Origin of the sequence: Streptomyces sp. NPDC046860 (assembly GCF_040645115.1) — a bacterium.
GTDB lineage: Bacteria > Actinomycetota > Actinomycetes > Streptomycetales > Streptomycetaceae > Streptomyces.
In genome coordinates this window covers 62,726-87,269 of sequence record NZ_JBEYXQ010000003.1, presented here as the reverse complement: position 1 = coordinate 87,269, position 24,544 = coordinate 62,726, and the positions used below count along the sequence as shown (strand labels likewise).

General features: G+C 72.9%; 20 protein-coding genes. 10 read left to right on the top strand and 10 right to left on the bottom strand.

Features of this window, described 5'->3' with window-relative positions:
- Window positions 1-106 precede the first annotated feature (106 nt).
- On the top strand, window positions 107-1,294 hold the full coding sequence (locus ABZ898_RS06095; protein ID WP_361653294.1) for an epoxide hydrolase family protein: 1,188 nt from the start codon (window positions 107-109) through the stop codon (window positions 1,292-1,294).
- A 3-nt stretch (window positions 1,295-1,297) separates the two neighbouring features.
- On the opposite strand, the gene ABZ898_RS06090 is transcribed toward ABZ898_RS06095, so the two are convergent.
- On the bottom strand, window positions 1,298-2,374 hold the full coding sequence (locus ABZ898_RS06090) for an SRPBCC family protein (protein WP_361653292.1): 1,077 nt from the start codon (window positions 2,372-2,374) through the stop codon (window positions 1,298-1,300).
- 3 nt (window positions 2,375-2,377) lie between these two features.
- Window positions 2,378-3,247, bottom strand: a complete 870-nt coding sequence (locus tag ABZ898_RS06085) for a histone H1-like repetitive region-containing protein (protein WP_361653290.1) — start codon at window positions 3,245-3,247, stop codon at window positions 2,378-2,380.
- A 249-nt stretch (window positions 3,248-3,496) separates the two neighbouring features.
- On the opposite strand from ABZ898_RS06085, the gene ABZ898_RS06080 reads away from it, so the two are divergent.
- Genes ABZ898_RS06080 through ABZ898_RS06045 form a run of 8 tightly spaced genes read left to right on the top strand, consistent with a single transcriptional unit; the run spans window position 3,497 to window position 7,229 of the window.
- Window positions 3,497-3,847 carry a gas vesicle protein gene (locus ABZ898_RS06080; protein ID WP_361653288.1) on the top strand — a complete coding sequence of 117 codons (351 nt, stop codon included), beginning with the start codon at window positions 3,497-3,499 and terminating at the stop codon, window positions 3,845-3,847.
- A 24-nt stretch (window positions 3,848-3,871) separates the two neighbouring features.
- The gene (locus tag ABZ898_RS06075) at window positions 3,872-4,339 is read left to right on the top strand and encodes a gas vesicle structural protein GvpA (RefSeq protein WP_361653286.1); all 468 of its coding nucleotides are present in this window, start codon (window positions 3,872-3,874) and stop codon (window positions 4,337-4,339) included.
- Between the two features lie 3 nt (window positions 4,340-4,342).
- Entirely contained in the window at window positions 4,343-5,056 is a 714-nt protein-coding gene (locus tag ABZ898_RS06070; protein ID WP_361653284.1) for a GvpL/GvpF family gas vesicle protein, read from the top strand.
- 15 nt (window positions 5,057-5,071) lie between these two features.
- The gene (locus ABZ898_RS06065) at window positions 5,072-5,323 is read left to right on the top strand and encodes a gas vesicle protein GvpG (protein ID WP_361653282.1); all 252 of its coding nucleotides are present in this window, start codon (window positions 5,072-5,074) and stop codon (window positions 5,321-5,323) included.
- A 30-nt stretch (window positions 5,324-5,353) separates the two neighbouring features.
- Window positions 5,354-5,806 carry a gas vesicle protein gene (locus ABZ898_RS06060; protein WP_361653280.1) on the top strand — a complete coding sequence of 151 codons (453 nt, stop codon included), beginning with the start codon at window positions 5,354-5,356 and terminating at the stop codon, window positions 5,804-5,806.
- The gene (locus ABZ898_RS06055) at window positions 5,799-6,587 is read left to right on the top strand and encodes a GvpL/GvpF family gas vesicle protein (RefSeq protein ID WP_361653278.1); all 789 of its coding nucleotides are present in this window, start codon (window positions 5,799-5,801) and stop codon (window positions 6,585-6,587) included. The genes ABZ898_RS06060 and ABZ898_RS06055 overlap by 8 nt, the downstream gene beginning before the upstream one ends.
- Window positions 6,584-6,832, top strand: a complete 249-nt coding sequence (locus tag ABZ898_RS06050; RefSeq protein ID WP_361653276.1) for a gas vesicle protein — start codon at window positions 6,584-6,586, stop codon at window positions 6,830-6,832. The genes ABZ898_RS06055 and ABZ898_RS06050 overlap by 4 nt, the downstream gene beginning before the upstream one ends.
- A complete protein-coding gene (locus ABZ898_RS06045) occupies window positions 6,819-7,229 on the top strand; it encodes a gas vesicle protein K (protein WP_361653274.1) in 411 nt (136 codons plus the stop codon). Before ABZ898_RS06050 ends, ABZ898_RS06045 begins: the two co-directional genes overlap by 14 nt.
- Before the next feature lie 21 nt (window positions 7,230-7,250).
- On the opposite strand, the gene ABZ898_RS06040 is transcribed toward ABZ898_RS06045, so the two are convergent.
- Window positions 7,251-9,575: an FdhF/YdeP family oxidoreductase gene (locus tag ABZ898_RS06040; protein WP_361653272.1), complete on the bottom strand. Its 2,325-nt coding sequence runs from the start codon at window positions 9,573-9,575 to the stop codon at window positions 7,251-7,253.
- Window positions 9,576-9,608: 33 nt separating this feature from the next.
- Window positions 9,609-10,127, bottom strand: coding sequence for an SRPBCC family protein (locus ABZ898_RS06035; RefSeq protein ID WP_361653270.1), 519 nt, complete (start codon window positions 10,125-10,127; stop codon window positions 9,609-9,611).
- Between the two features lie 129 nt (window positions 10,128-10,256).
- On the opposite strand from ABZ898_RS06035, the gene ABZ898_RS06030 reads away from it, so the two are divergent.
- Window positions 10,257-11,261 carry an SDR family NAD(P)-dependent oxidoreductase gene (locus tag ABZ898_RS06030; RefSeq protein ID WP_361653268.1) on the top strand — a complete coding sequence of 335 codons (1,005 nt, stop codon included), beginning with the start codon at window positions 10,257-10,259 and terminating at the stop codon, window positions 11,259-11,261.
- Between the two features lie 30 nt (window positions 11,262-11,291).
- Here the strand turns inward: ABZ898_RS06030 and fxsT (ABZ898_RS06025) are convergent, their stop codons facing one another.
- From fxsT (ABZ898_RS06025) to ABZ898_RS06000, 6 genes are all read right to left on the bottom strand, one after another.
- On the bottom strand, window positions 11,292-14,255 hold the full coding sequence (gene fxsT, locus ABZ898_RS06025; protein WP_361653266.1) for an FxSxx-COOH system tetratricopeptide repeat protein: 2,964 nt from the start codon (window positions 14,253-14,255) through the stop codon (window positions 11,292-11,294).
- Between the two features lie 153 nt (window positions 14,256-14,408).
- Complete coding sequence (gene fxsT / locus ABZ898_RS06020) at window positions 14,409-17,396, bottom strand: FxSxx-COOH system tetratricopeptide repeat protein (protein ID WP_361653264.1); 2,988 nt, start codon at window positions 17,394-17,396, stop codon at window positions 14,409-14,411.
- 55 nt (window positions 17,397-17,451) lie between these two features.
- Complete coding sequence (fxsT, locus tag ABZ898_RS06015; RefSeq protein ID WP_361653262.1) at window positions 17,452-21,306, bottom strand: FxSxx-COOH system tetratricopeptide repeat protein; 3,855 nt, start codon at window positions 21,304-21,306, stop codon at window positions 17,452-17,454.
- Entirely contained in the window at window positions 21,303-22,277 is a 975-nt protein-coding gene (locus ABZ898_RS06010; protein ID WP_361653260.1) for a hypothetical protein, read from the bottom strand. The genes fxsT (ABZ898_RS06015) and ABZ898_RS06010 overlap by 4 nt, the downstream gene beginning before the upstream one ends.
- Window positions 22,274-23,299: a MoxR family ATPase gene (locus ABZ898_RS06005; RefSeq protein WP_361653258.1), complete on the bottom strand. Its 1,026-nt coding sequence runs from the start codon at window positions 23,297-23,299 to the stop codon at window positions 22,274-22,276. Before ABZ898_RS06005 ends, ABZ898_RS06010 begins: the two co-directional genes overlap by 4 nt.
- Entirely contained in the window at window positions 23,299-24,543 is a 1,245-nt protein-coding gene (locus tag ABZ898_RS06000; RefSeq protein ID WP_361653256.1) for a toll/interleukin-1 receptor domain-containing protein, read from the bottom strand. Before ABZ898_RS06000 ends, ABZ898_RS06005 begins: the two co-directional genes overlap by 1 nt.
- Window position 24,544: the final 1 nt, after the last annotated feature.

Here is a 24,544-nt window from a genome sequence, read left to right as displayed (position 1 = left end):
CCGGATGAACCGCACCGGGCGTGAGCCGTTCGGCCCAGGGGGCGGGGGCCGGGCCCGGCGGAAATGATGCGGGCCGCACCGGCCCCGACGCCTAGGCTGCGCCGCTATGACCACTTCACCGGACGCGGGTGTCCGACCGTTCCGTATCGCCGTCCCGGAGAGCGAGCTGGCGGACCTGCGCCTGCGCCTCGATCTCACCCGCTGGCCGGACGAGCTGCCCGGTACCGGCTGGGAGCGCGGCGTGCCGCGCGACTACCTGCGCGAACTGGCGCACTACTGGCGGCACGAGTACGACTGGCGGGCGGCGGAGGCCCGGCTGAACGAGTGGCCGCAGTTCACGACCACGATCGACGGCGCGAACATCCACTTCGCACACGTCCGCTCCCCCGAGCCCGGCGCCACCCCGCTGATCGTCACGCACGGCTGGCCCGGCTCGTTCGCGGAGTTCGAGCGGATCGCCGGCCCGCTCACCGACCCCCGCGCGCACGGCGGCGACCCGGCCGACGCCTTCCATCTGGTGCTGCCGAGCATTCCCGGCTTCGGCTTCTCCGGCCCGACGAGTGAGCCCGGCTGGGAGCACCGCCGGACAGCGGCGGCGTTCGCGGAACTCATGGACCGCCTGGGCTACGGGCGGTACGGCACCCAGGGCGGGGACTGGGGCGCGGCGGTCGCCCGCGAGCTGGGCCGCCTCCACCCCGAGCGGGTCGTCGGCGTCCACCTGAACCTGATCCCCGGCGCCGGTGCGACGGCCGAGCCGACCGGGGAGGAACTCGCCGCGCTGAGCCCGGCCGAGCGTGCGCGCACCTTCGCGTCCTGGGAGCGGATGAAGGAGTGGACGCGCGAGAAGCAGGGGTACGCCGACATCCAGTCCACCCGCCCGCAGACCCTCGCCTACGCGCTCACCGATTCACCTGTCGGGCAACTGGCCTGGATCGTGGAGAAGTTCAAGGAGTGGACGGACTCGACCGACCGGCCGGAGGACGCCGTCGACCGCGACCATCTGCTGACCGACGTGATGCTGTACTGGCTGACCGGCACGGCGGGTTCCTCCGCGCGCATCTACTACGAGCGCGCGCACACCGCCCCTCACGGCCTGCCGCCCGAGCCCTCCCGGACTCCGACCGCGTTCGCCTCGTTCCCGTGCGAGAACTTCCTCGTGCTGCGGCACCTCGCGGAGCGGACGGACAACATCGTGCGCTGGACGGAGTTCGAGCGGGGCGGTCACTTCGCGGCGATGGAGCAGCCGGAAGCGCTGGTGGGCGACATCCGGGCGTTCTTCCGGCAGTTGGGCTGAGCCTCAGCTCTCCTCCTCGTCCTCCTCGCCCTCCTCCTCTTCTTCCTCTTCGTCCTCGAACTCGTCCTCGTCCTCCGGGGCCTCTTCGTCCTCGAACTCGTCCTCGTCCTCCGGGGCCTCTTCGTCCTCGAACTCGTCCTCGTCCTCCGGGGCCTCTTCGTCCTCGTACTCGTCCTCGTCGTACTCGTCCTCGTACCCCTCTTCCTCGCCGTCGCCCTCTTCTTCCTCGGCCTCGTTCTCCTCCTCCATGGCCTCCTCGTGGGTGCGGACCACCTCGCCGTCGCGGATCTCGCCGCGCCAGCCCTCCACCTCGTCCGGGTCGGCGAAGCTGACATAACGCTGGAAGTTCTTGAAGTCCAGCCGCAGACGGCGGCCCTGGGCGCGCCAGATGTTGCCGGTCTTCTCGAAGAACCCGGAGGGCGAGTACTCGACGACGAGGACGACCCGGGTCAGTTCGGGGGCGAGTTCGTGGAAGGTCACGCAGCCCCGGGTGGTGCCCTTGGCTCCCGACGAGGTCCACACGATCCGCTGGTCCGGGATCTGCTCCTGCACGGTCGCCTTCCAACTGCGCTTGGAGGGGCCGACCTTCAGCTTCCAGTCGCTGGTGACCTCGTCGCTCTGGGAGACGCTCTGCACTCCCTTGGTGAACCCGCTGAACTCGTCGTACTGGGTCCAGTGGTCGTAGGCGGTGCGCAGGGGGACGCCGATGTCGAGCACCTCGATGATGTTCATCACCTTGGCCCGGCCGGACTTGCCCTTGCTTCCGCCGAACAGGCTCTTGGCCCCTTCCACCACCTTGTCCTTGACGTCTCCGGCCTTCTGCGCGACGAGCGCCTTCAGCGGTGACTCCCCCTGGAGGATGCGGCTGCCGACGCCGGTGAGGAAGCCGCCGCCCTCACCCTCGGCCGACTGCAGGAGCTGCTGGGTCAGATCGGTCAGCTTCTCCCCCGTCTTGTCGACGAGGTGCTCGGCCTGGGCGCCCAGGTACTCGACCAGTTCGTCGCGGAGCATGTCCAGGCCGGAACCGTTGCCGTCCTTGGTGTCGGCCTGGGCCGTGTCGGCCTTGTCCGTGTCTGCCATGGCCTACCTCCGACGCCCGGTGGTCTTCTTGGCGGCCGACTTCTTCGCCGCCGCCTTCTTGGCCGGCGCGGACTTCTTCGCCGTGGCCTTCTTCGCCGCCGTCTTCTTCGCGGGCGCGGACTTCTTGGCGGGAGCCTTTTTCGCCGCCGCCTTCCTGGCCGGAGCGGACTTCTTCGCCGGAGCCTTCTTGGCGGGCGCCTTCTTCGCGGGGGCCTTCTGCGCCGCGGACTTCTTGGCCGGGGCGGACTTCTTCGCGGCCTGCTTCTTCGCGGGCGCCTTCTTCGCGGCGGGGCGGCGGCGGGCCGGCTTCTCCGGCTCTTCCTCGGGTTCCTCTTCCTCCTCCGCCTCCTCCTCGAAGTCCTCCTCTTCCTCCTCCTCGGGCCCCTCGGGCTCCTCTTCCTCCTCGGGCTCCTCCTCGAACTCCTCCTCCTCGGCCTCGAAGTCCTCTTCCTCCTCGGGCTCCCCGGCCTCGTCCTCGTACTCCTCCCCGTTCTCCTCCCATTCGTCCTCGAGTTCGTCCTCGGCGTCCTCGGCGGCCTCTTCGGAGTCCTCCGCGGCCTTCTGGCCGATGCGCTGGGTGCGCTCGCGGAGGGCCTCCGCGAGGTCGCCGAGGCGGCGGTCGGCGGTGGCGGTGAGCGCCTTGCGGCCCGCGTTCAGCAGTTCGCCGCGCACCTGCTCGTTCAGCTCCGCGACACCCGGCACCTCACCGATCTTGCCGAGGCCCTCGGTGAGCAGCGCCTGGGGGTTGAGTCCGGTGCGGCGACCGGCGAGATAGGTCGCCAGCGCGAAGGCGAGGCGGCCCTTCTTCGTGCGTCCGAGCACGTAACCACCGGCCACGGCGGCGGCGAGAGCGACTTTGGTCGAGTCATTCATGAACCGGTTCCCTTCGGAAAGGGTCGGGGAGCCGGGTTCCGTACTCGGAAGACCCCGACCCGATCCCGCGATCGTGGGAGAGGGGATCGCGCGCACCCGGTGCGCGCCGGGGCTCCGGAAAGAGCCGCACGCGCGGTCGCGGCAGGCCCACCTGGAGCCGACCGACGCTGATGCGACGTATAACCCTATATGCTGAAATTGTATGTTCATGCGCGGAATCTGGCGCCCGCTCCGACCACCGGAGAGACCATGGCCGCAAGCGAAGAGCCCGCCAGGCGACGGACCGGCACCGGTCGCGGCACCACCCGGCGTCCGGCCGGCGAGACGCGCCGCCGTCCCGCCAAGGGCCCTGCCTGGGCGATGCGCACCGCCGCCGAGCAGCTCACGGAACTGATCGGCCGGGCCCCGGAATCGGTGTCGGCGCTGAAACCGACGGACGACGGTTGGGAGGCCGACGTAGAGGTGCTCGAACTGGAACGGGTACCCGACACGACCAGCGTGATGGCGACCTACCGCGTGACCCTCGACAAGGAGGGCGACCTCGTGTCGTACGAGCGCACGCGGCGGTACACCCGGGGGCAGATCGACCGGCGCGGCTGAGCCCGGCCGGTGAAGGGAGGCACCATGACCGTGGTGCCGCAAGGCGGAGGCGGCGCCACCCGCGGTGGTGGCGGTGGCAGCCTCTACGACGTCCTGGAACTCATCCTCGACCGCGGACTGGTGATCGACATCTTCGTCCGCGTGTCCCTCGTGGGCATCGAGATACTCAAGATCGACGCCCGTGTCGTCGTGGCCAGCGTCGACACCTATCTGCGCTTCGCGGAGGCGTGCAACCGGCTGGACCTGGAGTCCGGGCGCAAGGCACCGGCCCAGTTGACCGACATCGTCGGCGACACCGTGGAGAGCGGCGCGAAGGGCAAGTCCAAGGGCGCGCTGAGCGGGGCGGCGGAAGCCGTCACCGACTCGCTCAAGGCTGTCACCGGCGGTGACAGCGACGAGGAGGAGGAAGAGGAAGAGGAGCGGGAGCCCGCGCGGAAGCGGCGGCCGGCCAAGCGCGCCTCCAGGCGGACTTCGACCCGCGAGAGGGAATGAACCATGGGCGTCTACGTCTACTCCGTCACCGACAAGCAGCATCCGCTGCGCCTCGACGGCCTGCGCGGCGTCGGCGAGTCCCCCGGCCCCCTGCGGGCCGTCACCGCCGGGTCGCTGTGCGCGGTGGTCAGCGACGCACCCGAGGATCTGCGCCCCAAGCGCCGGGACGTGGGGGCGCACCAGGAGGTGCAGGAGCGGCTGATGGCCGACGGCACCGTGCTGCCCCTGCGGTTCGGCCTGGTGGCGGCGAGCGACGACGAGGTGCGGGCGGCGCTGGAGGAGCGGGCCGGGGAGTACTCCGACCGGCTCCTGGATCTGGAGGGCTGTGCCGAGTACCACCTGAAGGTGTCCCAGGACGAGGACTCCCTGCTGCGCCAGATCCTCGACGAGTCGCCCCCGGCCCGGCAGCTCAACGACGAGATCCGGGCCGGGTCCGACGATCCGTCGGCGCCCATGCGGCTCGGTGAGCTGATCGCGCAGGAGGTGCAGGCCCGTCAGGAGGCCCTGGCCGCCGGGGTGGTGGAGGCGCTGCGCCCGCTCGCGCGCGAGGTGGACTCCTCGCAGCCGACCGGGCCGGACTTCCTCAGCGTGTCCTTCCTGGTGGCCGACGACCAGGAGGAGGCCTTCCTCACCACGGAGCTGAGCGTCGCCCATCAGCTGGGCGAGGGGCTCGACTTCCGGCTGAACGGCCCGCTCCCGCCCTACAGCTTCGTCTGAGATCCGAGGACCGCCATGGGCCTGTTCACCCAGATCGTGACCCTCCCTCTGGCACCGGTGCGCGGTGTCGGCTGGGTGGTCGAACGCGTCCTGGAGGCGGCGGAGGACGAGTACTACGACCCGGCGCCGGTCCAGAGCGAACTCGCCGCGCTGGAGCAGCGGTTGCTCGCCGGCGAGATCGACGAGGAGACGTTCGACCGGCGCGAGGACGAACTGCTCGACCGGCTGGAGGAGATACGGAACTTCCGGCAGAACCGACAGCCCTGATCCGTTGCGAGGGAACACGAGGCCACCATCGTGAGTGAACCACTGGGCAGCCGCCTCGGCGCCGGCCCGTCGCGCGCGGCGCCGCCGTACGCGCAGGGCTCGTCCGCCAATCTCGCCGACATCCTCGAACGCGTCCTGGACAAGGGAATCGTGATCGCGGGCGACATCCAGATCAACCTGCTCGACATCGAACTGCTGACGATCAAACTCCGGCTGCTGGTCGCCTCGGTGGACAAGGCGAAGGAGATGGGCATCGACTGGTGGGAGCACGACCCCTCGCTGTCCTCGCGCGCCAGGAGCGAGCACTCGCTCGCCGAGGAGAACCGCCGGCTGCGGGCCGAACTCGCCGCCCTCAGGGAGCCGGAGGAGTTGCTGGAGGCCGAACCGGAGGTGGTCCAGGGCGAGGTGGAAGAGGTGGAAGAGGTGGAGGCCGAGCCGGAGCCGCGCCCCGCCCGCCGCCGGAAGCGGACCCGCGATGAGTGACCTGATGACGTACGTCTACGGTGTGGCCCGCGCCGACGAGACGCCCGCGGACCTCGTGGCGGCGCTGGAGGGCGTGGTCGGCGCACCGGTGCACCTGGTCCCCGGCGGGGACGGTCTGGTGCTGGTGGCGAGCCGGGTCCCGGCGGAGGACTTCCGGGAGGAGGCGCTGCGGCGGCGGCTGGAGGACCTGGACTGGCTCAGCGCGGTGGCGCGCGCCCATCACGGGGTCGTCGAGGCGGTCGCCGCTCGCGCCACGGTGCTCCCGCTGCGCCTGGCCACGGTGTATCTCGACGACGCGCGGGCACGGCAGGTGCTGGACGCGGGGCGGGAGTTGTTCGCGGAGCGGCTGGCGCGGCTCGCGGGGCACGTCGAGTGGGGGGTGAAGATCTACGTGGACTCCTCGGCCCCCGCCGAGGTGCCCGCCGCTCCCGCCGGGGCGGAGCTGAGCCCCGGCCGCTCCTACCTGCGCGGCCGCAGGCAGCAGCAGCGGATGCGGGACACCGCCCACGAGGCGGCCCGGCGCGCGGCCGAGGGCGTCGAGGCGGCGGGCCGGGCCCACGCCGCCGAGCGGGCCAGGCACCGGGTGCAGCAGGGCACCCTGGCCGGGTCGGCGGGGGAGAACGTCGTCAACGACGCCTATCTGGTGCCGCTGGAGAGCGGCGAGGCGTTCCGGGCCGAGGTGGCGCGGGCCGCCGACGGACTGGCGGGGGTGCGGGTGGAGATCACCGGGCCGTGGGCGCCGTACTCCTTCGCCATGGTGTCCGGGGAGAGCGAGCCGTGACGGCTCCGGAACGGCGCGCCGCCGACGAGCCGCTGGCGCAGCGGCAGGTCGCCCTCATCGATCTGCTGGACCGCCTGCTGAGCGGCGGCGTCGTCCTCACCGGCGACGTGGTGCTGTCCATCGCCGGGATCGACCTGGTACGGGTCTCGCTGCGGGCGCTGATCGTGTCCATCAGCTCGGAGGTGCCCTCCCCGTTCGAAGAGACGCGGGCGGTGTCGCGGCGGGGTGAGCATGACGGCCGGTGAGGAGCGGGGCGGGCCCGGGCGGCGCGGGGCCGAGGTGGCGGCTGCGGCCGAGCGGGCGTTCCGGCTGCTGCCCGCCGCGCCCGGCGACCTGCCGCCCTCCGGTGAGCGGGCGTCCGTACCGGCGCGCCGGATCAGTGCCGATCCCGACACCGTGGAGCGGGATCTGATGAAGCTGGTCCTCACGCTCGTCGAGCTGCTGCGCCAGCTCATGGAGCGGCAGGCGCTCAACCGGGTCGACGAGGGCGATCTGACCGAGGAGGAGGAAGAGCGCCTGGGCGCGACGCTGATGCTCCTGCACGACCGGATGACCGGGCTCTGCGCGCGGTACGGCCTGACGATGGAGGATCTCAACCTCGACCTGGGGCCGCTGGGCACGCTGCTGCCGCCCCCGGAGTGAGGGCGGCAGCGGCGGCGCGGGTCACTCGTGCCAGTGGGTGGGCTTGGTGCCGGGAGGCGGGTTGCCCGGTTCGAGCCGGACCACGAACCCCTTCGAGGTGGGCTGGTTGCTGATCTCGGCGACGCTGTCGAGCGGGATCAGCGGCTGCACCTCGGGGTAGTACGCGGCCGCGCATCCCCGGGTGGTGGGGTAGGGGATGACCTCGAAGCCCTCCACCCGGCGGTCGACGTCGTCGTGCCAGACACCGATGATGTCGACGAACTGCCCGCGGACCAGCCCGAGATCGATCATGTCCTCGGGGTTGATCATGATGATGTTGCGGCGTCCGTGGATGCCCCGGTACCGGTCGTTGTTGGTGTACGGGATGGTGTTCCACTGGTCGTGGGAGCGGGTGCTCTGCAGGACCAGGTGTCCGGGGGGCGCGGCGGACATGTCCCACGGGTTGACGGTGAACATGGCCTTGCCGGTGGCGGTGGCGTAGACGCCCTCGTTGACCGGGTTCGGGAGCTTGATGCCGCCGGGCCGGGAGACGCGCCGGTTGAAGTCGTAGAAGCCCGGGATGATCTGGGCCACCCGGTCGCGGATGTTGCCGTAGTCGGCCTCGAACTCCAGCCAGGGGATGTCGACCCGGTCGCCGAGGGTGCGCTCGGCCAGCCGGCACAGGATGGCGACCTCGCTGAGCAGCAGCCGGGAGGCAGGCCGGAGTTTGCCGAAGGAGGTGTGCACCTCGCTGGAGGTGTTCTCCACGGTGACGAACTGGACGCCGCCCGCCTGGATGTCGATCTCGGTGCGGCCGAGGCAGGGCAGGATCAGCGCGGTCTCGCCGGTGACGGTGTGCGCCTTGCTGAGCTTGGTGGAGATCTGCGCGGTGACCTTGCAGCGGCGCATGGCGGCGTCGGTGACATGGGTGTCGGGGGCGGCGCGGACGAAGTTGCCGGCCAGCGACAGGAACACCTTGACCTTGCCCTCGGCCATCGCCTTGACGGCCTTCACCGCGTCGTAGCCGTGGTGGCGGGGCGGCTCGAAGCGGAACTCGGACTTGAGCGCGTCGAGGAACTCGTCGGGCATCTGCTCCCACACGCCCATGGTGCGGTCGCCCTGCACGTTGCTGTGTCCGCGCACGGGGCTGGCGCCGCAGCCGGCCCGGCCCAGGTTGCCGCGCAGCATCAGGAAGTTGATGATCTCGCGGACGGTCGGCACGCCGTGCCGCTGCTGGGTGACGCCCATGGCCCAGCACACGATGACGCTCTTCGCGTGCATCACGTAGTCGTGGGCCTCCTCGATCTGCTCCCTGGTGAGCTGGGTGGCGGTGAGGATGTCGTCCCAGGAGACGCTGCGGGCGTGCGCGGCGAACTCCTCGAAGCCGGAGGTGTGGTCGGCGATGAAGTCGTGGTCGAGCACGGTGCCGGGCGCGGCGTCCTCGGCCTCCAGCAGCAGCTTGTTGAGGCCCTGGAACAGGGCGAGGTCGCCGCCGCTGCGGATGTGCAGGAAGAGGTCGGAGATCTTGACGCCGTCGCCGACGATGCCCCGGATCTGCTGGGGGTTCTTGAACCGCATCAGGCCGGCCTCGGGCAGCGTGTTCACCGCGATGATCTTGCCGCCGTTGTCCTTGCACTCCTCCAGCGCGGAGAGCTGGCGGGGGTGGTTGGTCGCCGGGTTCTGGCCGACGAGGAAGACCAGGTCGGACTGGTGGATGTCGTCCAGCGAGACGGTTCCCTTGCCGGTGCCGAGCGTCTCGTGCAGGCCGAAGCCGCTGGTCTCGTGGCACAGGTTGCTGCAGTCCGGCAGGTTGTTGGTGCCGAGGGCGCGGGCGAAGAGCTGGAGCACGAACGCCGACTCGTTGCTGGCCCGGCCCGAGGTGTAGAAGCAGGCCTCGTCCGGCGAGTCCAGGGACTTCAGCTCGTCGGCGAGCAGGTCCAGCGCGGCGGCCCAGCTGATCGGCTCGTAGTAGTCCGAGTCCGGGCGCTTGATCATGGGCTCGGTGAGGCGGCCCTGCTGGTTGAGCCACAGGTCGGACTGCTCGTTGAGCCAGGAGACGGGGTGGGCGCGGAAGAACTCGCGGGTGACGCGGCGCCCGGTGGCCTCGTCGTTGATGTGCTTGGCACCGTTCTCGCAGTACTCGTTCATGTGCCGGTGCCCCGGTGCCGGGTCGGCCCAGGCGCAGCCAGGACAGTCGATGCCGCCGACCTGGTTCATGGTCAGCAGGGTCGTCGCCGTGGTGCGCAGCGTCGCCTCGTCGAGGGAGTACTCCAGGGCGTGCGTGACGGCGGGGACGCCCGCGGCCCACTTCTTGGGCGGGCTGACGGTCAGCGGCTCGTCGGGCTCGTGCTTCGGCGCCTTCTTCATGGGGAATGCCTCTCGCTCTGTCCTGGCTGCGGATCAGCCGACCGGCCACTTGGGGACGCGGCTCCTGGGCGGGTCCGGCTCGGAGGGCGAGACCCGGCCGTTGTGGATGGAGCCCCGCCATGCGCCGCTGGCGTCACCGAGGCCCTCGATGAACTCCTTGAAGTTCTCCAGCGACTCACGGACGAGCCTTCGCGCCCGGTTCCCCGAGTCCGGCAGCCTGCCGCTGAGGCCGCGCGGCTCGATGTGCAGACGCACCGTGATCACGGTGCTGTCCGGGGCGGCGGCGCGGAAGGACACTTCGCCCCGCAGCCAGGGGTCGCGCCCCACGCTGCGCCAGGCGATCAGCTTGTCCGGCTGCTGCTCCACGATCTCGGCCATGAACTCCTTGCTGAAGAGTCCCGTCCGCACCTTCCACCGGGTCATGGCGGGACCGACCTGGTCCACGCGCTGCACGGCGTTCATGATCCGGGGAAAGCTCTTGAACTGGGTCCACTGGTCGTACGCGGTGCGGACGGGTACTCGGACCTCGACCGACTCTTCGACACTGCTCATGGTCCACCTGCTTCCAGGCACGGATGAATCCAGTCTTGCCGGACCCCGCTCCCGTCGCCACAGATGAGCCCCGGGCGCCCCGGACCGCATGTGCGAGCCTTGCGAGCCTTTCCACGAGAGGTCGATGAAATGACACGTACCGACGACGCCCTGTCCGAGGGGATGTCCGCGCTGGTCACGGGCGGTTCCCGGGGGCTGGGCCTGCTGACGGCGGCGAAGCTCGCGGGTCGCGGATGCGAGGTGACCGTGCTGGCGAGGGATTCCGAGGAATTGGGCCGGGCGATGGGATGGATACGGCGCCGGACGGGCCGTACCGTCCGCGCGGTGGTGTGCGATGTCCGGGACGAGCAGGCCGTGTCGGCGGTGGTCGAGGAGACCGCGGCCGTGACCGGCTCGCTGGACGTGGTGATCGCCAACGCGGGCGTCATCCAGGTCGCCCCCGCCGAGGCGGCGGGCAGCGAGGCGTTCCGGGACGCCATGGCGACGATCTTCGACGGCACCCTGTACACCTGCCTGGCCGCGCTGCCCCATCTGCGCCGCAGCCCGTACGGCGGCCGCCTCGGCCTGATCGGCTCCGTCGGCGCGCTGGTCTCGCCGCCGCACCTGGTCCCCTACTCCTGTGCGAAGGCGGCGGTGCGCGCGCTGGGCGAGGGGCTCCAGGCCGAGACGGCCGGCAGCGCGGTGAGCGTGACGACGGTCCATCCGGGCCTGATGCGCACCGGCTCGCACCTCCAGGCGGAGTTCGGCGGCCGGGCGGAGGAGGAGTACGCCTGGTTCTCCACCCTCGCGGGCACCCCGGTGCTGTCCATGGACGCGGAGCGCGCGGCGGAGAAGGTGGTCCAGGCGGTGGAGCGCCGCCGCACCCGCGTGGTCCTCACCCCGGCCGCCCGCCTGGCCTCGGTGGCCCACGGCGTGGCCCCCACCGCGACGACCCGCGCCACGGGCCTCGCCGCCCGCACCCTCCCCCCGTCCCCCACCGACGACCGCACCCACCCCCTGCGCCAGGGCCACTCCCTGCGCGTCCCCCACTCCCCCGCCTGGCGCCGCGCCCTGAACAAGGCGGGCCGCGCCCTGAACGAACGGGCGGCACAGCGGTACAACCAGCGGTCACCGGGCCCGCCGACGAGCGCGTGAGACCCCGCACGGCCGCGCCGGGGCCCCGGGTCAGATCGGCTGGGGTTCGAAGTCCCAGTACGGGCGGGCGTGGGAGCGCATGTAGCGGGTCTGGTCGTGGTCGGCGCCGTGGCTGGCGGAGAGGGTGTTGAGGGCGAGGCGTTCCAGGGTCGCGGACTCGTCCAGACGGCCCAGGGCGCGCAGGTCGAGGGCGAGGGCGGCGCGGAGGTTGGCGGACAGGACGTGGCGGGAGCCCATGGCGGGGATCGCGCGGCGCAGGGCGTCGCGGCCCAGGCGTTCGGCCTCCTGGAGGTCGCCGACGGCGGCGAGGGCGGCCGTGCAGTTCATCGCGCAGCCCAGTGACCAGACGTGGTCGCGGCCGATCGCGGCCTCCATCTGCCGGGTGGACTCCTCGGCGAGCCTGAGCCCCTCCTCCGCCTCGCCGTCGTCCAGCAGGGTCAGCGCGCAGTTGTTGCGGGCGCCGATCGCGTACGGGTGCAGTTCACCGAGGCGCTGGGTGTACGACTCGGCGGCGCTCTCGGCCAGGCCGCGCGCCTTGGGGCGGTCGCCCAGGACGCGCAGCAGCATGGCGTAGTCGAGGGAGACCATGAGCACGTCGGGGTGGTCGGCGCCGCTGACCTCCTTGAGGCGTCTGCGCGCGTCGCGCATCATCTCCCGCGCCTTGACGAACTCGGCGTCCCGGCGCAGGCACAGGGCGAGGTTGTGCTCGGCGAGGAGGGTCTGCCGGTGGGCCTCGTCGAGGGTGAGGCGCATCAGGTGCACGTTGTACGACTGGAGGCTGCGCGCTTCGCGGAGCCGGCCGAGCAGGCGCAGCATACGGGCGGTGTAGTAGCCGGACTGGAGGGTGCGACGGGCCCGCGCGCCGAGGAGGCCGACCCTGCGTTCGTACACCTCGCGGTGGAGCTTGCCGGACTCCTCGTAGTGGCCCTGGAGGCCGAGCGCGAGGGCGAGGTTGGTGCGGAACTGCAGGGTCTGCGGGACGTAGCGGTCGCCGAGCCAGTCGGTGGCGTTCTGGGCCGCCTCCTCGTACAGGGCGCGTGCCTCGTCGTAGCGGCCGCGGGCCATCAGGGTGGCGCCGAGACCGTCCTTGGCGCGCAGCAGTTGCAGGCCGCTGTCCACGCCCGCCCCGGCGAGCAGGCCGAGGATGCTGCGGTCGACCCGTTCCGCCTCCGCGTAGCGGCCGAGGCCGCGCAGCATCCGGGCCTGCTGGTGGGAGGCGGCCAGCACCCCGCGCTCGGTCGGCTCGAAGGTGTGCCGCCAGCGGTCCAGCACCCGGCGCGTCAGTACGTGCCCGTCCTGGTACTCGCCGCGCACCCGCAGGTAGTCCAGGCAGTTCAGCAGCAGTTGGCGCACGTCGCCGTCGTCGGAGTCGAGCGCGCCGGAGGGTTCGAGGTGCGGGAGGATCTCGGCGTAGCGTTTCCAGTTGTGCGGCGATCCGGGCTCGCCGGGGTCGGAGGCGACCAGGACGCGGGCGGCGGTGGCGGCGTAGCCGCGTTCGGCCTCGGGGGTGAGGGAGTCCCTCAGGAACCGGTGGAAGCTGCGGTGCATGCGCAGCGACACCACGCTGGCGGCGGTCTCCTGTCCCGCCTCGGAGGCGAACTCGACGCGCATGGAGGCTATTTCGGAGATCGTCAGCAGTGCGGAGTCCCAGCTCCCGGGCTCGGTGACGGGTCCGGTGAGATGGGCGGGCAGGTCGCTGGGGCGGGCCGCGCGCAGCAGCCGGACGGGGAGCATGTCGGGCGAGAAGAACGTGAGCAGGAGCAGCAGTTCGTGCACGGCGGGGGAGCGCGCGGCGAGGGAGTCCAGGGTCCTGGCCCACACGTGCCGGTGGGCGGCGGCGATCCCGGGTGCCGTCGCGCCGTCGCGCCGCAGGGCGTCCAGGTAGCCGGGGATGTCGGCGGCGGGGTGGGCGTCTATCCAGGCCGCGCTCTGGTCGATGACGAGCGGCAGGTCGCCCAGGGCTTCGGCGAGTTCGGCGGCCTGGGTCTCGGTCATGCGGGGCGCGCGGCGGCAGGCGAAGGCGACGCTCTCCGCGCGTTCGAAGGGCGGCAGGGCGTACGGCCTCGCTCCGTACCGGGACCAGTCGGCGCTCTGCGAGGTGAGCAGGACCTGCCCGCGCCCCTCGGGCAGCAGCGGGGCGATGCCGTCGATGTCCTCGGCGCCGTCGAAGATGATCAGCCAGCGTCCCTTCTCGTCGCGTCTCAGCGCCCCCTGCACCGCCTCGATCTGCCCGGTGAGCTGGTCGCCCTCGCTGAGCCCGACCTCTCTGGCGAGCGCGGCGAACCCTTCGCGGGCGGCGGCCTTGGTGGCGGCGGGCACCCACCAGATGAGGTCGTACTCGCTGCCGAACCGGCTCACGTACTCGACGGCGGCCTGGCTCTTGCCGACGCCGGGCGGCCCGTGCAGCAGCACCCGGCTGCCGTGCTCGCCGCCGGAGTCGAGCACGTCGTGCACCTCGTTGAGCAGGTCCTCGCGCCCGGTGAACCGGGGGCTCTTGCGGGGGGCGTTGGACACCTCCGGCGGGTCCTCGGGGTAGCGGGGGCCCTCGTCCCGGCCCGCGTAGGGGGCGCCGGGCAGCAGCCCCACCTCGGCCAGCACCCGGCGCCGGGCCTCCTCCGGGCCGACGCCGCGCAGGGTGACGGCGCCCAGGCTGACCGCCTCGTCGGGCAGGGCGCGGGTGGTCACGGTGACCGCGCCCACCCGGTTGTGCAGGCGGGGCATGACGTCGCGCAGCACCCGCGCCCACTCCTGGTTGCGTCCGGTGTCGAAGCGCAGGTACCAGTCGTCGAGCACGAGCAGGACGCGGCCGGGCCGGCCGAAGAACTCCTCCAGCTCCCCCATGCCGGGCTGCCGGCTCAGGGGGGACCACCGGATGGCCCGGACCGCGCACCCCTCCTGGCCGAGCACCCAGGCGATCCACTGCGCCCAGCCGTTGCTCACCCCGGCGTAGACGAGCGACACGGGCAGCGGGTGGGCCGAGCGCCCTGTGGTCATGGGCTGACTCCTGCACGGGAGTGAGGGTGAGGGAGGACGGTTCGTTCCGGTCGGGCTGCTGACACCTCGTCACCTCCCATGGTCACGGGTCCGGACACTTCCGACAACGTCCGGGCACGACCGGATGGTTCCCCGTACGGGGGCCGGTCACCCTCACAGCGGCTGCGGTTCGAAGTCCCAGTACGGGCGCAGCCTGCGCTGGGCGTCGCGGGTGTGCGGATGTTCCGTCCCCAGCGTGTCGGCGAGCGTGCGCACCGCGTACCGCTCGTGTCCGGCCGCCTCGGCCGTCTCGCCGAGGCCCCGCAGGTCGTCGGCGAGGGCGGTGCGGGCGGAGAGGGCCAGCGGATGGGTGGCGCCGAGCAGGCGGGCCGCGCCGAGGGCGGTCTCCCGGCTCATCTCGTGGGCGCCCGGCATGTCGTAGGCGAGACTGCGGGCGCCGCTCAGGTTCAGCGCGCAGCCCAGCGTCCAGGGGTGGTCGCGGCCGACCGTGCCGGACATCCCCCGGTACGCCGCCTCGGCCAGGGTCAGCGCCCGCTGGTGGTCGCCGGTGTGGCCGACGGCCAGGCCGAGGTTGCCGAGCGCGCCGATGGTGTACGGGTGCTGGGGGCCGAGGAGTTCGCCGTAGAGCCCGGCGACGGTCTCCGTGACGTCCAGGGCCTTCGCCAGGTCGCCGTGTTCGCGCAGGAAGGCGGCGTGGTCGGACTGGATCACCAGGGTGTCGGGGTGGCGCGGGCCGAGGACCCGGGCGGCGCGCCGGGCGGCGCGGGACAGCCGGCCCTCCGCCTCGGCGTAGTCCCCGGCGCGGCGGCGCGAGACGCCCAGCTGGTGGTCGGCCAGGATGGACTGCGGGTGGCGTTCGTCGGAGAGCTGCCGCAGCATGCGCACGATCTGCTCCAGCCGCGACACGGACTCCGGGTAGTCCCCCAGCATCCGGATCAGGCGGGCGTAGACGGCGCCGGAGTGCAGGGTGAGGTGGTGGCGCGAGCGCAGCCGCCGCTGCCGGATCTGCAGCACGTCCCGCAGCACGGCGCGGGCCTCGGGGTAGCGGCCGAGGAGCAGCAGGGCGAGGCCCTGGTTGTGGCGGGCGGCAAGGGTCTGCGGGGCCTCGGTGCCGAACTGTTCGGCGAAGCCGGCGGCGGCCTCGCCGAACAGCTCGCGGGCTCGGGCGTACCGGCCGAGCGCCAGCAGGGTGCTGCCCAGCGCGTCGTTGGCGCGCAGCAGTTCGGGATGGTCCTCGGGCCGGTCCGCCTCCAGCCGGGCGACCACGGCGAGGCCCAGCCGTTCGGCGCGCGGGTAGTGGCCCGCCATCCGCAGGATGCCGGCCAGTTTGTGCTGGAGGGAGAGCAGGGCGCCGTGGGCGGGGTCCAGGTCGCGGCACCAGTGGGCGTGCACCTCCTCGCAGAGCCCCAGCGCGGTGCGGTACTCGCCGCGCACCCGGAGGTACTCGACGCAGTTCAGCACCAGGTCCTGCACGGCGGCCCGGGGGGAGTCGAAGGCGCCCGCGAAGCCGAGATGCGGCACGAGCAGGGCGTAGCGCTCCCAGTCGCGGGTGTCCGCGGGGCGCCGGGGGTCGGCGCCGACGAGCACCTCGCAGGCGGTGTCGGCGTACGTGCGGCGTTCCTCGGGGGTCAGGTTCTCGCGCAGGAAGCGCTGGTAGAGGCGGTGCATCCGGACCTGTTCCACGGCCGGGTTCTCGGCGAGGTCCTGCTCGTAGTCCAGGCGTACGGCCGTGAACTCGGACAGTCCGCGCAGGGCCAGGTGCCAGGAGCGGGGGTCGCGGACGAGCCGGTCCAGGGCGGGCGGCAGGTCGCCGTGGCGCACCTCGGTGAGAAGGCGTACCGGGATCTCGTCCGGGGCGAAGAAGGCGAGCAGCTTGAGGAGTTCGGCGGCCTCGGGGTTGCGTTCGCGCAGGGTCGCCAGGGTGGTGGACCAGGCGGTGCGGAAGGCGTCCGGGTAGTCCTGGGCGGCGCTGTCGCCGTCGTCGTCCGCCGTGCCGGGCTCGTCCTTGAGCAGTCGCAGGTACGCGGTGGCGGGCATGTCGCCGGCGGCGAGCCAGGCGGCGCTCTGGGCGAGGAGCAGCGGCAGGTCGAGCACGGTGGCGGCCAGTTCGTCCGCCTCGGCGGGGTCGATCCGGGGGGCGCGGCGGCGTACGTAGGCGACGCTCTCGGCGCGGGTGAAGGGGTGGACGCCGCTCACCCGGGTGCCGGGGACGTCGGACCAGTCGCGGGTGGTGGCGGTGAGCAGGACGTGGGCGGGGCCGTCGGGGAGGAGGTCGGTGAGCTGGGCGGGGTCCTCCGCGCCGTCGAAGACCAGCAGCCAGCGGCCGGGCAGGGCGGCGCGTGCGGCCTCGTGCACGGCCCTGATCCGCTCGCCGATCCGCTCCCCCACCGGCAGCCCGAGACGGGGCGCGAGGGCGGCGAGGCGTTCGCGGGCCTTGGCGCGGTGGCTGGCGTCGATCCACCAGACCACGTCGTGGTCGCTGCCGAAGCGGTGGGTGTACTCGACGGCTATCTGGGTCTTGCCGGTGCCGCTGGCGCCGTGCAGCACGATCCGGGCGGCGCCGTCCTCGGGGGTGTGCGCGGTGAGCGCGGCGCGGATGCGTTCCAGTTCGGCGTCGCGGCCGGTGAAGCGGCGGTTGCGGCGCGGGGTGTCGAAGACCTCGGGCGGTTCGTTGGGGAAGCGGGGTGCGGGGCCGGGGGCGGGCCGGGCCGGACGGGCGGGGTCGATGGAGAGCCGGCGCAGGAGCCTGCGGGCCGCCTCCTGCTCGTCCAGGTCGTGCAGGTCGGCGGGGTCCAGCAGGCGCACCGCCTCGGGGACGGGCTGGGTGGCCACGGTCACGGCGGCGAACCGGTCGGCCCGCGGGCCGAGGGTGGCGCGCAGGACCCGGTTCCAGTCCTCCTCGGGGATGGGGCCCAGGCCGAAGTACCAGTTGTCGAGGACGAGGAGGACCCGGCCGGGGGCCCGGGCGAGGGCGCCGAGTTCGTCCTCGAAGGGCACGTCGACGCGCGGGTCCCAGCGTTCCAGGGCGACCTGGTGGCCGCGTGCCCGGAGCTGGTGGGCGATCCAGGCGGCCCAGGGCCGGTTGAATCCGGCGTAGCTGATCGTGATGTGCCGGTCCTCGGCGCTGCTCGGGCTGTCCATGGGCGTCGTCACCTCCGCGGCCGCGCTGCACGGGGTGCGGCGCCTTGCTGACGGGTCAGATGGGCTGGGGTTCGAAGTCCCAGTGGGGTCGTTTGAGCACCTCCGCCGAGCGGGTGTGGGGGTGTTGGGGGCCGAGGGTCTCGCGCAGCCGGGTCACCGTGTCGTGCCGCAGTTCCCCGGCCTCCTCGGACCGGCCGAGGTCGCGCAGGTCGCAGGCGCGGGCGGTGGCGGCGGCGAGGGTGAGGGGGTGGCCTTCGCCCAGGGCGCGGGCGGCCGCCGTGTGCAGGCCGGTGTCGTGTTCCAGGCTGAGCGGGGCCTGTTCGTTCTGGGCGAGCCGCGCGGCGAGGTTGAGCCGGCAGCCCATCGTCCAGGGGTGGTCGTCGCCGACGGCGCGGGACATCAGCTGCCAGGCGTTGTGCGCGGACACCTCGGACTCGCCGCGCTCGTCGCCGTCGGCCCACTGGGCGAGGGAGAGGTTGGCGAGCGAACCGGCCGTGTAGGGGTGGTCGGGGCCGAGCAGGCGCAGATAGCGCTCGTACAGGGTGCCGGCCAGGTCGTGGGCGGCGCGCGGGCTGCTCACGCGGAGCAGGGTGGCCTGGTCGGAGGCCATCATCAGGGTGTCGGGGTGGAGTTCGCCCTGCACCTGCCGGGAGCGGCCGAGCACGCTGGTGAACAGGGCGGTGGCCTCGTCAAGACGGCCGTCGCGGCGCAGGCACTGGGCGAGGTTGTGCTCGGCGCGCAGGGTCTGCGGGTGGTGCGGGCCGAGGACGCGGCTGTGCAGCCGGGCGTTGTCCTCCTGCGCGGTGAGGGCGCGGCGGTAGCGGCCGAGCAGCCGGGTCATCCAGGCCAGGCACAGTCCGGAGTAGAGGGTCTCGTAGTGGTCGGCGCCCAGGTCGCGGTTCCGCAGCTCGAACAGCTCGCGGTGGATGTCGAGGGACTCGGCGTACCGGCCGAGCAGTCCGAGGGTGAGGGCCATGTTGCTGCGGGCCCGCAGCGCGCGCGGCTCCCGCGGGCCCGAGCGGCGGGCGTGGCCCTGCCAGACCTCCTGGAACAGTTCGCGGGAGCGCTGGAACCGGCCGAGGGCCATCAGGGTGCCGCCCAGCCCGTCCTTGGTGCGCAGCAGTTCGGGGTCGTCGGGGGCGCGGCTGCCGGACAGCTCGGCCAGCACGGCCAGGCCCACCGCCTCGGCGTCGCGGTAACGGCCCACCCTGCGCAGCAGGTTGGCGTGCTGGTGGACGAGGATCAGCATGTCGGCGTCGGCGTCCGGGTACCGGGGGCGCCAGCGGGCCACCACCTGCTGGCACAGCCGCAGCCCGGTGTCGTACTCGCCGCGCAGCCGGAGCGTGTCGACGCAGTCCAGTACCAGTTTGCGCACGCCCGGCTCGTCGCTGTTGAGGGTGCCGGCGAGTTCGAGGTGCGGGATGAGCGCGGTGTACGTGGGCCAGCCGCGCCGGTCCCCCGGGCGGCCGGGGTTGGCGGCGACCAGGACGGCTCCGGCGACCCTGGACAGCTCCGCCCACCGGTCGCGGGAGAGGCCGCCGCGTACGTAGCGGTGGTACATGCGGTGCATCTGCGCCGACTCCACGCCGTACTCCACGGACGGGTCCTGGCTGTACGTCAGGTGGATGGCGGTGAGGTCGGCGAGGCTGGCGAGGGCGTTGCGCCAGCGGGCGGAGTCGGCCAGGACGCGGGCGAGGCGGCCGGGGAACACGGAGGCGGGGGCGGTCTCGATGAGGCGCAGCGGGATGGCGTCCGGGGAGAACAGCACCATCAGCTCGATGAGTTCGGCGGCCTCGGGATCGTGCTCGCGCAGCGAGTTCAGCAGCAGTCCCCAGGAGCGGACGAAGCCCACGGGGTAGTCGTCCTCGGTGCGCACCGCCAGTTCCTGCGGTGACTGGCGGTCGAGTTCGCGCAGGTAGGCGTCGACGGACTCGTCGGGGTTGGCGATCAGCCAGGCCGTGGTCTGGGCCAGGACCAGCGGCAGGTCCTGGGCGGTCTCGGCCAGGCGGGCCGCCTGGCCGTCGGTGGATCTCGGGACCCGGCGGCGGATGAAGGCGGTGCTCTCGTTGCGGGTGAAGGGGCGGATCTTGTATTCCTGGAAACCGAGCATGGCCGCCCACTCCCGGCTGAGGCTGGTGATCAGCACGTCGCCGGGCCCCTCGGGCAGCAGGTCGCGTATCTCGCCCATGTCGTCGGCGCCGTCGAAGATCAGCAGCCAGCGGCGGCGGGGACCGCCGCGGGTGCGCAGCTCCGTGTGCACGGCGCGGATGCGCTCGCCCACGTCACGGGCGACGGGCAGGTCCAAGTGGGCGGCGAGCGCGGCGAGTTCCTCGCGGGCGGTGCCGCGCTGGCCTGCGGTGACCCACCACACGACGTCGTAGCCGTCGCCGTAGCGGTGGGCGTACTCGGTGGCCAGGTGGGTCTTGCCGACGCCCGAGATGCCGTGCAGGACGACCCGGGCGCCGCTCTGGCCGAGCAGTTCGGACAGTTCTTCCAGGTCGTCCTTGCGGCCGGTGAAGTAGCCGTTGCGCCGGGGCGCCTCGCGGGCGGCCTGCGGGTCGTTGGGGAAGCGCGGGCCGTCCGGGTGCGGGGGGTCCTCGCCGGGCTCGACTCCCAGCCGCCGCAGGATCTTGCGCCGGGCCTCGGCCTCGTCCAGCCCGGCGACGTCGACCGGGCGCAGGCTGTCCATGGCCTCGGGCAGCGGCTCGTAGGACAGGGCGATGGCGGCGAAGCGCTCGCGGTGCGGCTGGACGACCAGCCGGAACGCCTCGGTCCATTCGGACTCGTCGCGCAGGTCGAGCCGGAGGGCGCGTTCGTTGACGAGCAGCAGGACACGGCCGGGTGCGGCGAGCAGCGCGCCCAGGGACTCGGCGGGGGTGCGGGCGGCGGTGTCCCAGTGCAGCAGGGTGGTGGTGCAGCCCGCCCGGTCGAGCTGGTGGGCGGTCCACAGCGCCCAGGGGCGGCTCTCGCCCGCGTAGCAGATGCTGATGTGCCCGGTGCCGGCGCGCTGCGGGACCTGTTCCTCAGGGGCGGGCTCCTCGTCCTGGCCGGGCTGCCGGACGAGCGGGGTGGGCAGGGTGTACGTGGCGCCGTCCGGGGTGTGCAGCAGTCCTCCGGCGGGGCCCACCCATTCCTCGACGGCCGTGTCCCTGCCGATGATGATGGTCCGGGTGGAGCTGGCGGTGACGAGTTCCACGACGCGCGGATCGGTGTCGGGGACGGTGACCGCGAACTGGCCGGGGCCGAGGGGGGAGTCGCTCAGCATCAGCCGGGGGCCGTCCCATCCCAGGTGCAGCCGGGTCGTCGGCAGCCCCTCGGCGATGACCGCCACATCGGCGAGCGCCAGCCGCAGCGGTGGCGGCGGCTGCGGCGGGTCGAGGGCGAGCCGTACGGCGGACAGGGTGAGCAGCTGCCACGCCGTGGTGGAGCGCTGGACGCGCTCGGGCAGGGTCTCCCACACCTCGGTGAACCAGCGCGCGATGGCCTCGCGCTCCTCCTCCACCAGCGCGCGCAGCGCGGGCCGCAGCGCCTCCTCGATCCGCACGTCGGCGTCGGGCAGGCCGCTGACCGCCTGCCAGGTGGCCGTCTCCTGGGCGATCATCGCCGGTGAGGCGCCCGCCCGTAACGTCTGGAAGGTGGGCCAGAGCCGGTGGACGGGGTCCGTATCCCCCGCGCGGGCGAGCCGGTCGGCGAGTTCGGCGCGCAGTTCCTCCAGCAGGGCCGGGTTCAGCTCGACGTACCCGAAGCCCCGGTGGGTGACGAGGTCACCGAACCACAGGTCCACCTCGGCGGCGACGTCCAGTCCGGGCGCCACCCGCAGCCGTACGGCACGCATCAGCTCCGGCTCGATGCGGGCGGCGATGCTGAGCAGGACCGCGAGGACCCGGCCCGGCCGCTGCCGCGCGCTCAATGCCGGGCCCCCAGCGCCTTGCCGACGGTGGTGCCCCGGTCCCAGGCGACCAGCGGCAGCAGGGTGCGGGCCCAGCGGGGCCAGTACCGCTCGGGCAGGGGCACCAGGGCGACCGGGTCGCAGCCGCGCTGGCGGATCGCGCCGACGGTGGCCCGCCACTCCTGTTCGGTGGCCCGCCACGGGTTGAGCGCGGGGCCGCCCGCGCCGAGGTCGGAGAGGATCAGCACGCGCGCGCCGGGCCGGGGCGGCCGGTAGGGGCGCCGCCAGGTGGCCCGGGCGCGCTCCCCGGCGCCGCGTGTGGGGACGTCGGCGAAGCGCAGCACCTGGGTCCCGGCGACGCCCGCGAGCGCGCGGACGTGGCCGATCACGTCGTCCACGTCACGGGCGAACGGCTCCATGGCGCGGGAGGTGTCGGCGAGGATCTGCACGCCGTAGCGGAGCGTGGCCAGCGGGAGCCGGGGGATGGCGGTGAGGGGGCGGGCGTGGGCGAGTTCCTCGGTGGCGCGGTCGACGTCGAGTTCGCCCTCGGGGGTGATCCGGGACAGCACCAGGGTGAGCAGCGCCGCGGTGGAGCGGGGGGCGAGCAGTGGCAGGTGCGGGGGTTTCGGTGCGGCCTCGCCCCGGCCGCGCGGGCGTGGCAGCGAGGGGGTGCCCCAGCTGTGGTGCGGGCGGTGGATCTCGTCGCCGGGGACGAGGACGGTGACGGTCGTCTGCGCGGCGGTCTCGTCGCGGCGGCCGAAGACGGAGGGGTCGGGGTCCGGCGCCGGTGGCCGCTCGGGGTCCTCGGGGCGGGCCGGGGCCTGCCATCCGGGTTCGTCGGCCGGCGGACCCACCTCACCGGGCAGGTCGGGGGTGTGCGGTGTGCCGCCCATGCCGAGGAGGGCGGCGATGCGGGCGTAGTCCTCCGGGGAGCGGGTGCCGAGACTCCGCGCCGCCCGTGCCACGTCACCGAGCCAGGCCTCGCCGCTCACGCCGGGTCGCCCGTCATCTGCTGCGGTTTGATGAGTACGTTGCGGGTCAGCAGCCGCCATTCGTCGTCGCCGGGGCGGATGCCCAGCGAGCGGCAGGCGCGCAGGGCGTCCAGGTACTCGGCGGTGCTCGGCCGGCGGACGTCCTGCCTGCCTGCCTGGTCGCGGACCTCCATCAGCTTCTCGGCGACGGCCTCGGCGAGTTCCACGTCCTCGTCGGTCACCTCGCCGGGGCCTTCGGCCAGGTGCTCCCTGGCGATCCGCACCAGCATGGCCCGGTCGTGCTCGGGCAGCATGTGGACCACGCAGCGGCGCAACAGGGCCTGGGGCAGCTCGCGTTCCTCGTTGGTGGTGAGCACCACCAGGTGCCGGGCGCGGGCGGCGCCCTGGGGCGGGGAGGGGTGCCGGGGCTGCTCGGTCTCGATCTCCCGGCCGATCTCGGCGACCTGGAAGCGGTGTGAACCGAGGGGTACCAGGAGGCTGTTGGGTACGTCCGGGTCGGCCTTGTCGATCTCGTCGATGAGGACGACCGCGTGGTCGCGGCTGCGGTCGGAGTTCACCTTGCCGAAGGGGTCCGGGCACGGGTCGGTGACCTCCGCGTCGCCGGGCCTGCCGCGCCTGCGGGCGGACTCGGGGGCGAGCGCCCACCACAGGACGCCCGGCTGGACGTAGGCGGCGTCGTCGGGCCGCTCGCCCCGGCGGGCGGCGACCTGGGCGTCACCGAGCCTGCGGACGCTGTCGAAGCTCCAGAGCAGTTCGCGCGGCTGGGTGCGGTAGGTGACCACGTGTTCGTAGTACCGCCAGCCCAACTCGCGGGCGATGAAGGGCGCGAGGGACGATTTCCCGGAGCCGGGCATGCCGCGCAGCAGCAGGGGGCGGCCGGTGGCGAGGGCGACCCGGACCGCGAAGTCCAGTTCCGGGGCCATGACATAGACGCGTCCGTCGCCCCGGTCGGGAGTGTCGAGCCATTCGGCGCCGCCCGTGTCGTCGGGCCGCTCGCGTGTGCCGGTCTGTTCCTGGGTCACTACGCCCTCCTGTCGCTGGGACGTACGCACTCCTGCACCCGCCGCTCGACGGCCTTGACCAGAGTCTCATGTCCGACCTCGAACGGCGGGTCCAGAACCAGCACTTCATCGGGGTTTCCCGGCCAGCTCTCCCGTACGTCGACGCCCCGGCCGGGGATGATGAGGACGTTGAGCCAGGGGATCGCCCCGTGCAGCCGGACGAGCACCCGGTGGACCACGGCCAGGTCGCAGCGCTTGGCGTCCAGCAGCAGGAAGAGCCGGCCGAAGCCGCGGGGTTCCTCGGGGCTGCCGAGGTCCTCGTCGGGGTCCAGGCCGATGGCGTACTTGACGGCCTTCTCGCACTGGTCGAGCAGATAGTCCTCGGGGTCGTCGTCCCCGGGCGGGCGGCCGGCCGCCTCGGCGATGTAGTAGCTGCGGGTGTCCACGCAGAACGCCCTGGCCAGGTACTGTTCGCCGATCATCGGGGTGTCCACGTTCAGGATGACGACGCGGCGTACGGAGCCGTCGGTGTCGCGGACGATGCGCCGGGCGTCGTCGCGGTCGACCCAGACGGGCAGGATCATCCGGGCCAGGTCGTCCACCCGTTCGCGTTCCAGGCCGCCCATGCGGGCGACGAGGATCGCGTTGAGCAGGTGGACCACCTTGTGGGTGTCGAGCATCTGCGAGGCGAGCAGCAGCGGGGCGAACCCCGGTATCAGGTCGGCGTGTTCCTCGGCGGGGATCTCCAGTTCGCGGGCCATGCGGGCGAACACGGACTGGTCCTTGATCTCGCGGAGCAGGATGCCGATGTTCTCCAGCCAGACGCCGACCAGGTCGTCGCCCGCCTGCCGCAGCCGGGGAAAGCGTCCGACGAGCCGGGCGACCTCCTCGTCGGTGTCCGGTCCCATCCGCTCGACGTCGTCGGTGGCGAGGTAGCGCAGGCCGGACTTCCTGAGCTCTCCCGCGCCGACGCCGTCGACCAGCACGGTGACCAGCACCATGCCGGGGTAGAGGGTCTTGCGCCAGTGCAGGATGTTGGTCTCGCGCCGCACCCAGGATGAGCCCAGGGCCGCCTTGTTGACGAGGACGAGGGCGGCGTCGCACTCGCCGAGGAACCGGGCGAGCTTCAGTTCCCAGGGCCGGCCCGGCTCCTTGATCCGTTTGTCGAGCAGGACGTCGTGCTCCCTGCCGTCCAGGCCCGCGGCGAGGGCGTCCAGCAGGCGGCCGGTCCGTTCATCCGCGCTGGTGCTGTGACTGATGAACACC

Excerpts from the sequence above, each read along its gene's own strand:
- ABZ898_RS06095 (WP_361653294.1), top strand. The coding sequence starts at position 107 with ATGACCACTTCACCGGACGCGGGTGTCCGACCGTTCCGTATCGCCGTC.
- ABZ898_RS06090 (WP_361653292.1), bottom strand. The coding sequence starts at position 2,374 with ATGGCAGACACGGACAAGGCCGACACGGCCCAGGCCGACACCAAGGAC.
- ABZ898_RS06085 (WP_361653290.1), bottom strand. The coding sequence starts at position 3,247 with ATGAATGACTCGACCAAAGTCGCTCTCGCCGCCGCCGTGGCCGGTGGT.
- ABZ898_RS06080 (WP_361653288.1), top strand. The coding sequence starts at position 3,497 with ATGGCCGCAAGCGAAGAGCCCGCCAGGCGACGGACCGGCACCGGTCGC.
- ABZ898_RS06075 (WP_361653286.1), top strand. The coding sequence starts at position 3,872 with ATGACCGTGGTGCCGCAAGGCGGAGGCGGCGCCACCCGCGGTGGTGGC.
- ABZ898_RS06070 (WP_361653284.1), top strand. The coding sequence starts at position 4,343 with ATGGGCGTCTACGTCTACTCCGTCACCGACAAGCAGCATCCGCTGCGC.
- ABZ898_RS06065 (WP_361653282.1), top strand. The coding sequence starts at position 5,072 with ATGGGCCTGTTCACCCAGATCGTGACCCTCCCTCTGGCACCGGTGCGC.
- ABZ898_RS06055 (WP_361653278.1), top strand. The coding sequence starts at position 5,799 with ATGAGTGACCTGATGACGTACGTCTACGGTGTGGCCCGCGCCGACGAG.
- ABZ898_RS06045 (WP_361653274.1), top strand. The coding sequence starts at position 6,819 with ATGACGGCCGGTGAGGAGCGGGGCGGGCCCGGGCGGCGCGGGGCCGAG.
- ABZ898_RS06040 (WP_361653272.1), bottom strand. The coding sequence starts at position 9,575 with ATGAAGAAGGCGCCGAAGCACGAGCCCGACGAGCCGCTGACCGTCAGC.
- ABZ898_RS06035 (WP_361653270.1), bottom strand. The coding sequence starts at position 10,127 with ATGAGCAGTGTCGAAGAGTCGGTCGAGGTCCGAGTACCCGTCCGCACC.
- ABZ898_RS06030 (WP_361653268.1), top strand. The coding sequence starts at position 10,257 with ATGACACGTACCGACGACGCCCTGTCCGAGGGGATGTCCGCGCTGGTC.
- fxsT (WP_361653266.1), bottom strand. The coding sequence starts at position 14,255 with ATGACCACAGGGCGCTCGGCCCACCCGCTGCCCGTGTCGCTCGTCTAC.
- fxsT (WP_361653264.1), bottom strand. The coding sequence starts at position 17,396 with ATGGACAGCCCGAGCAGCGCCGAGGACCGGCACATCACGATCAGCTAC.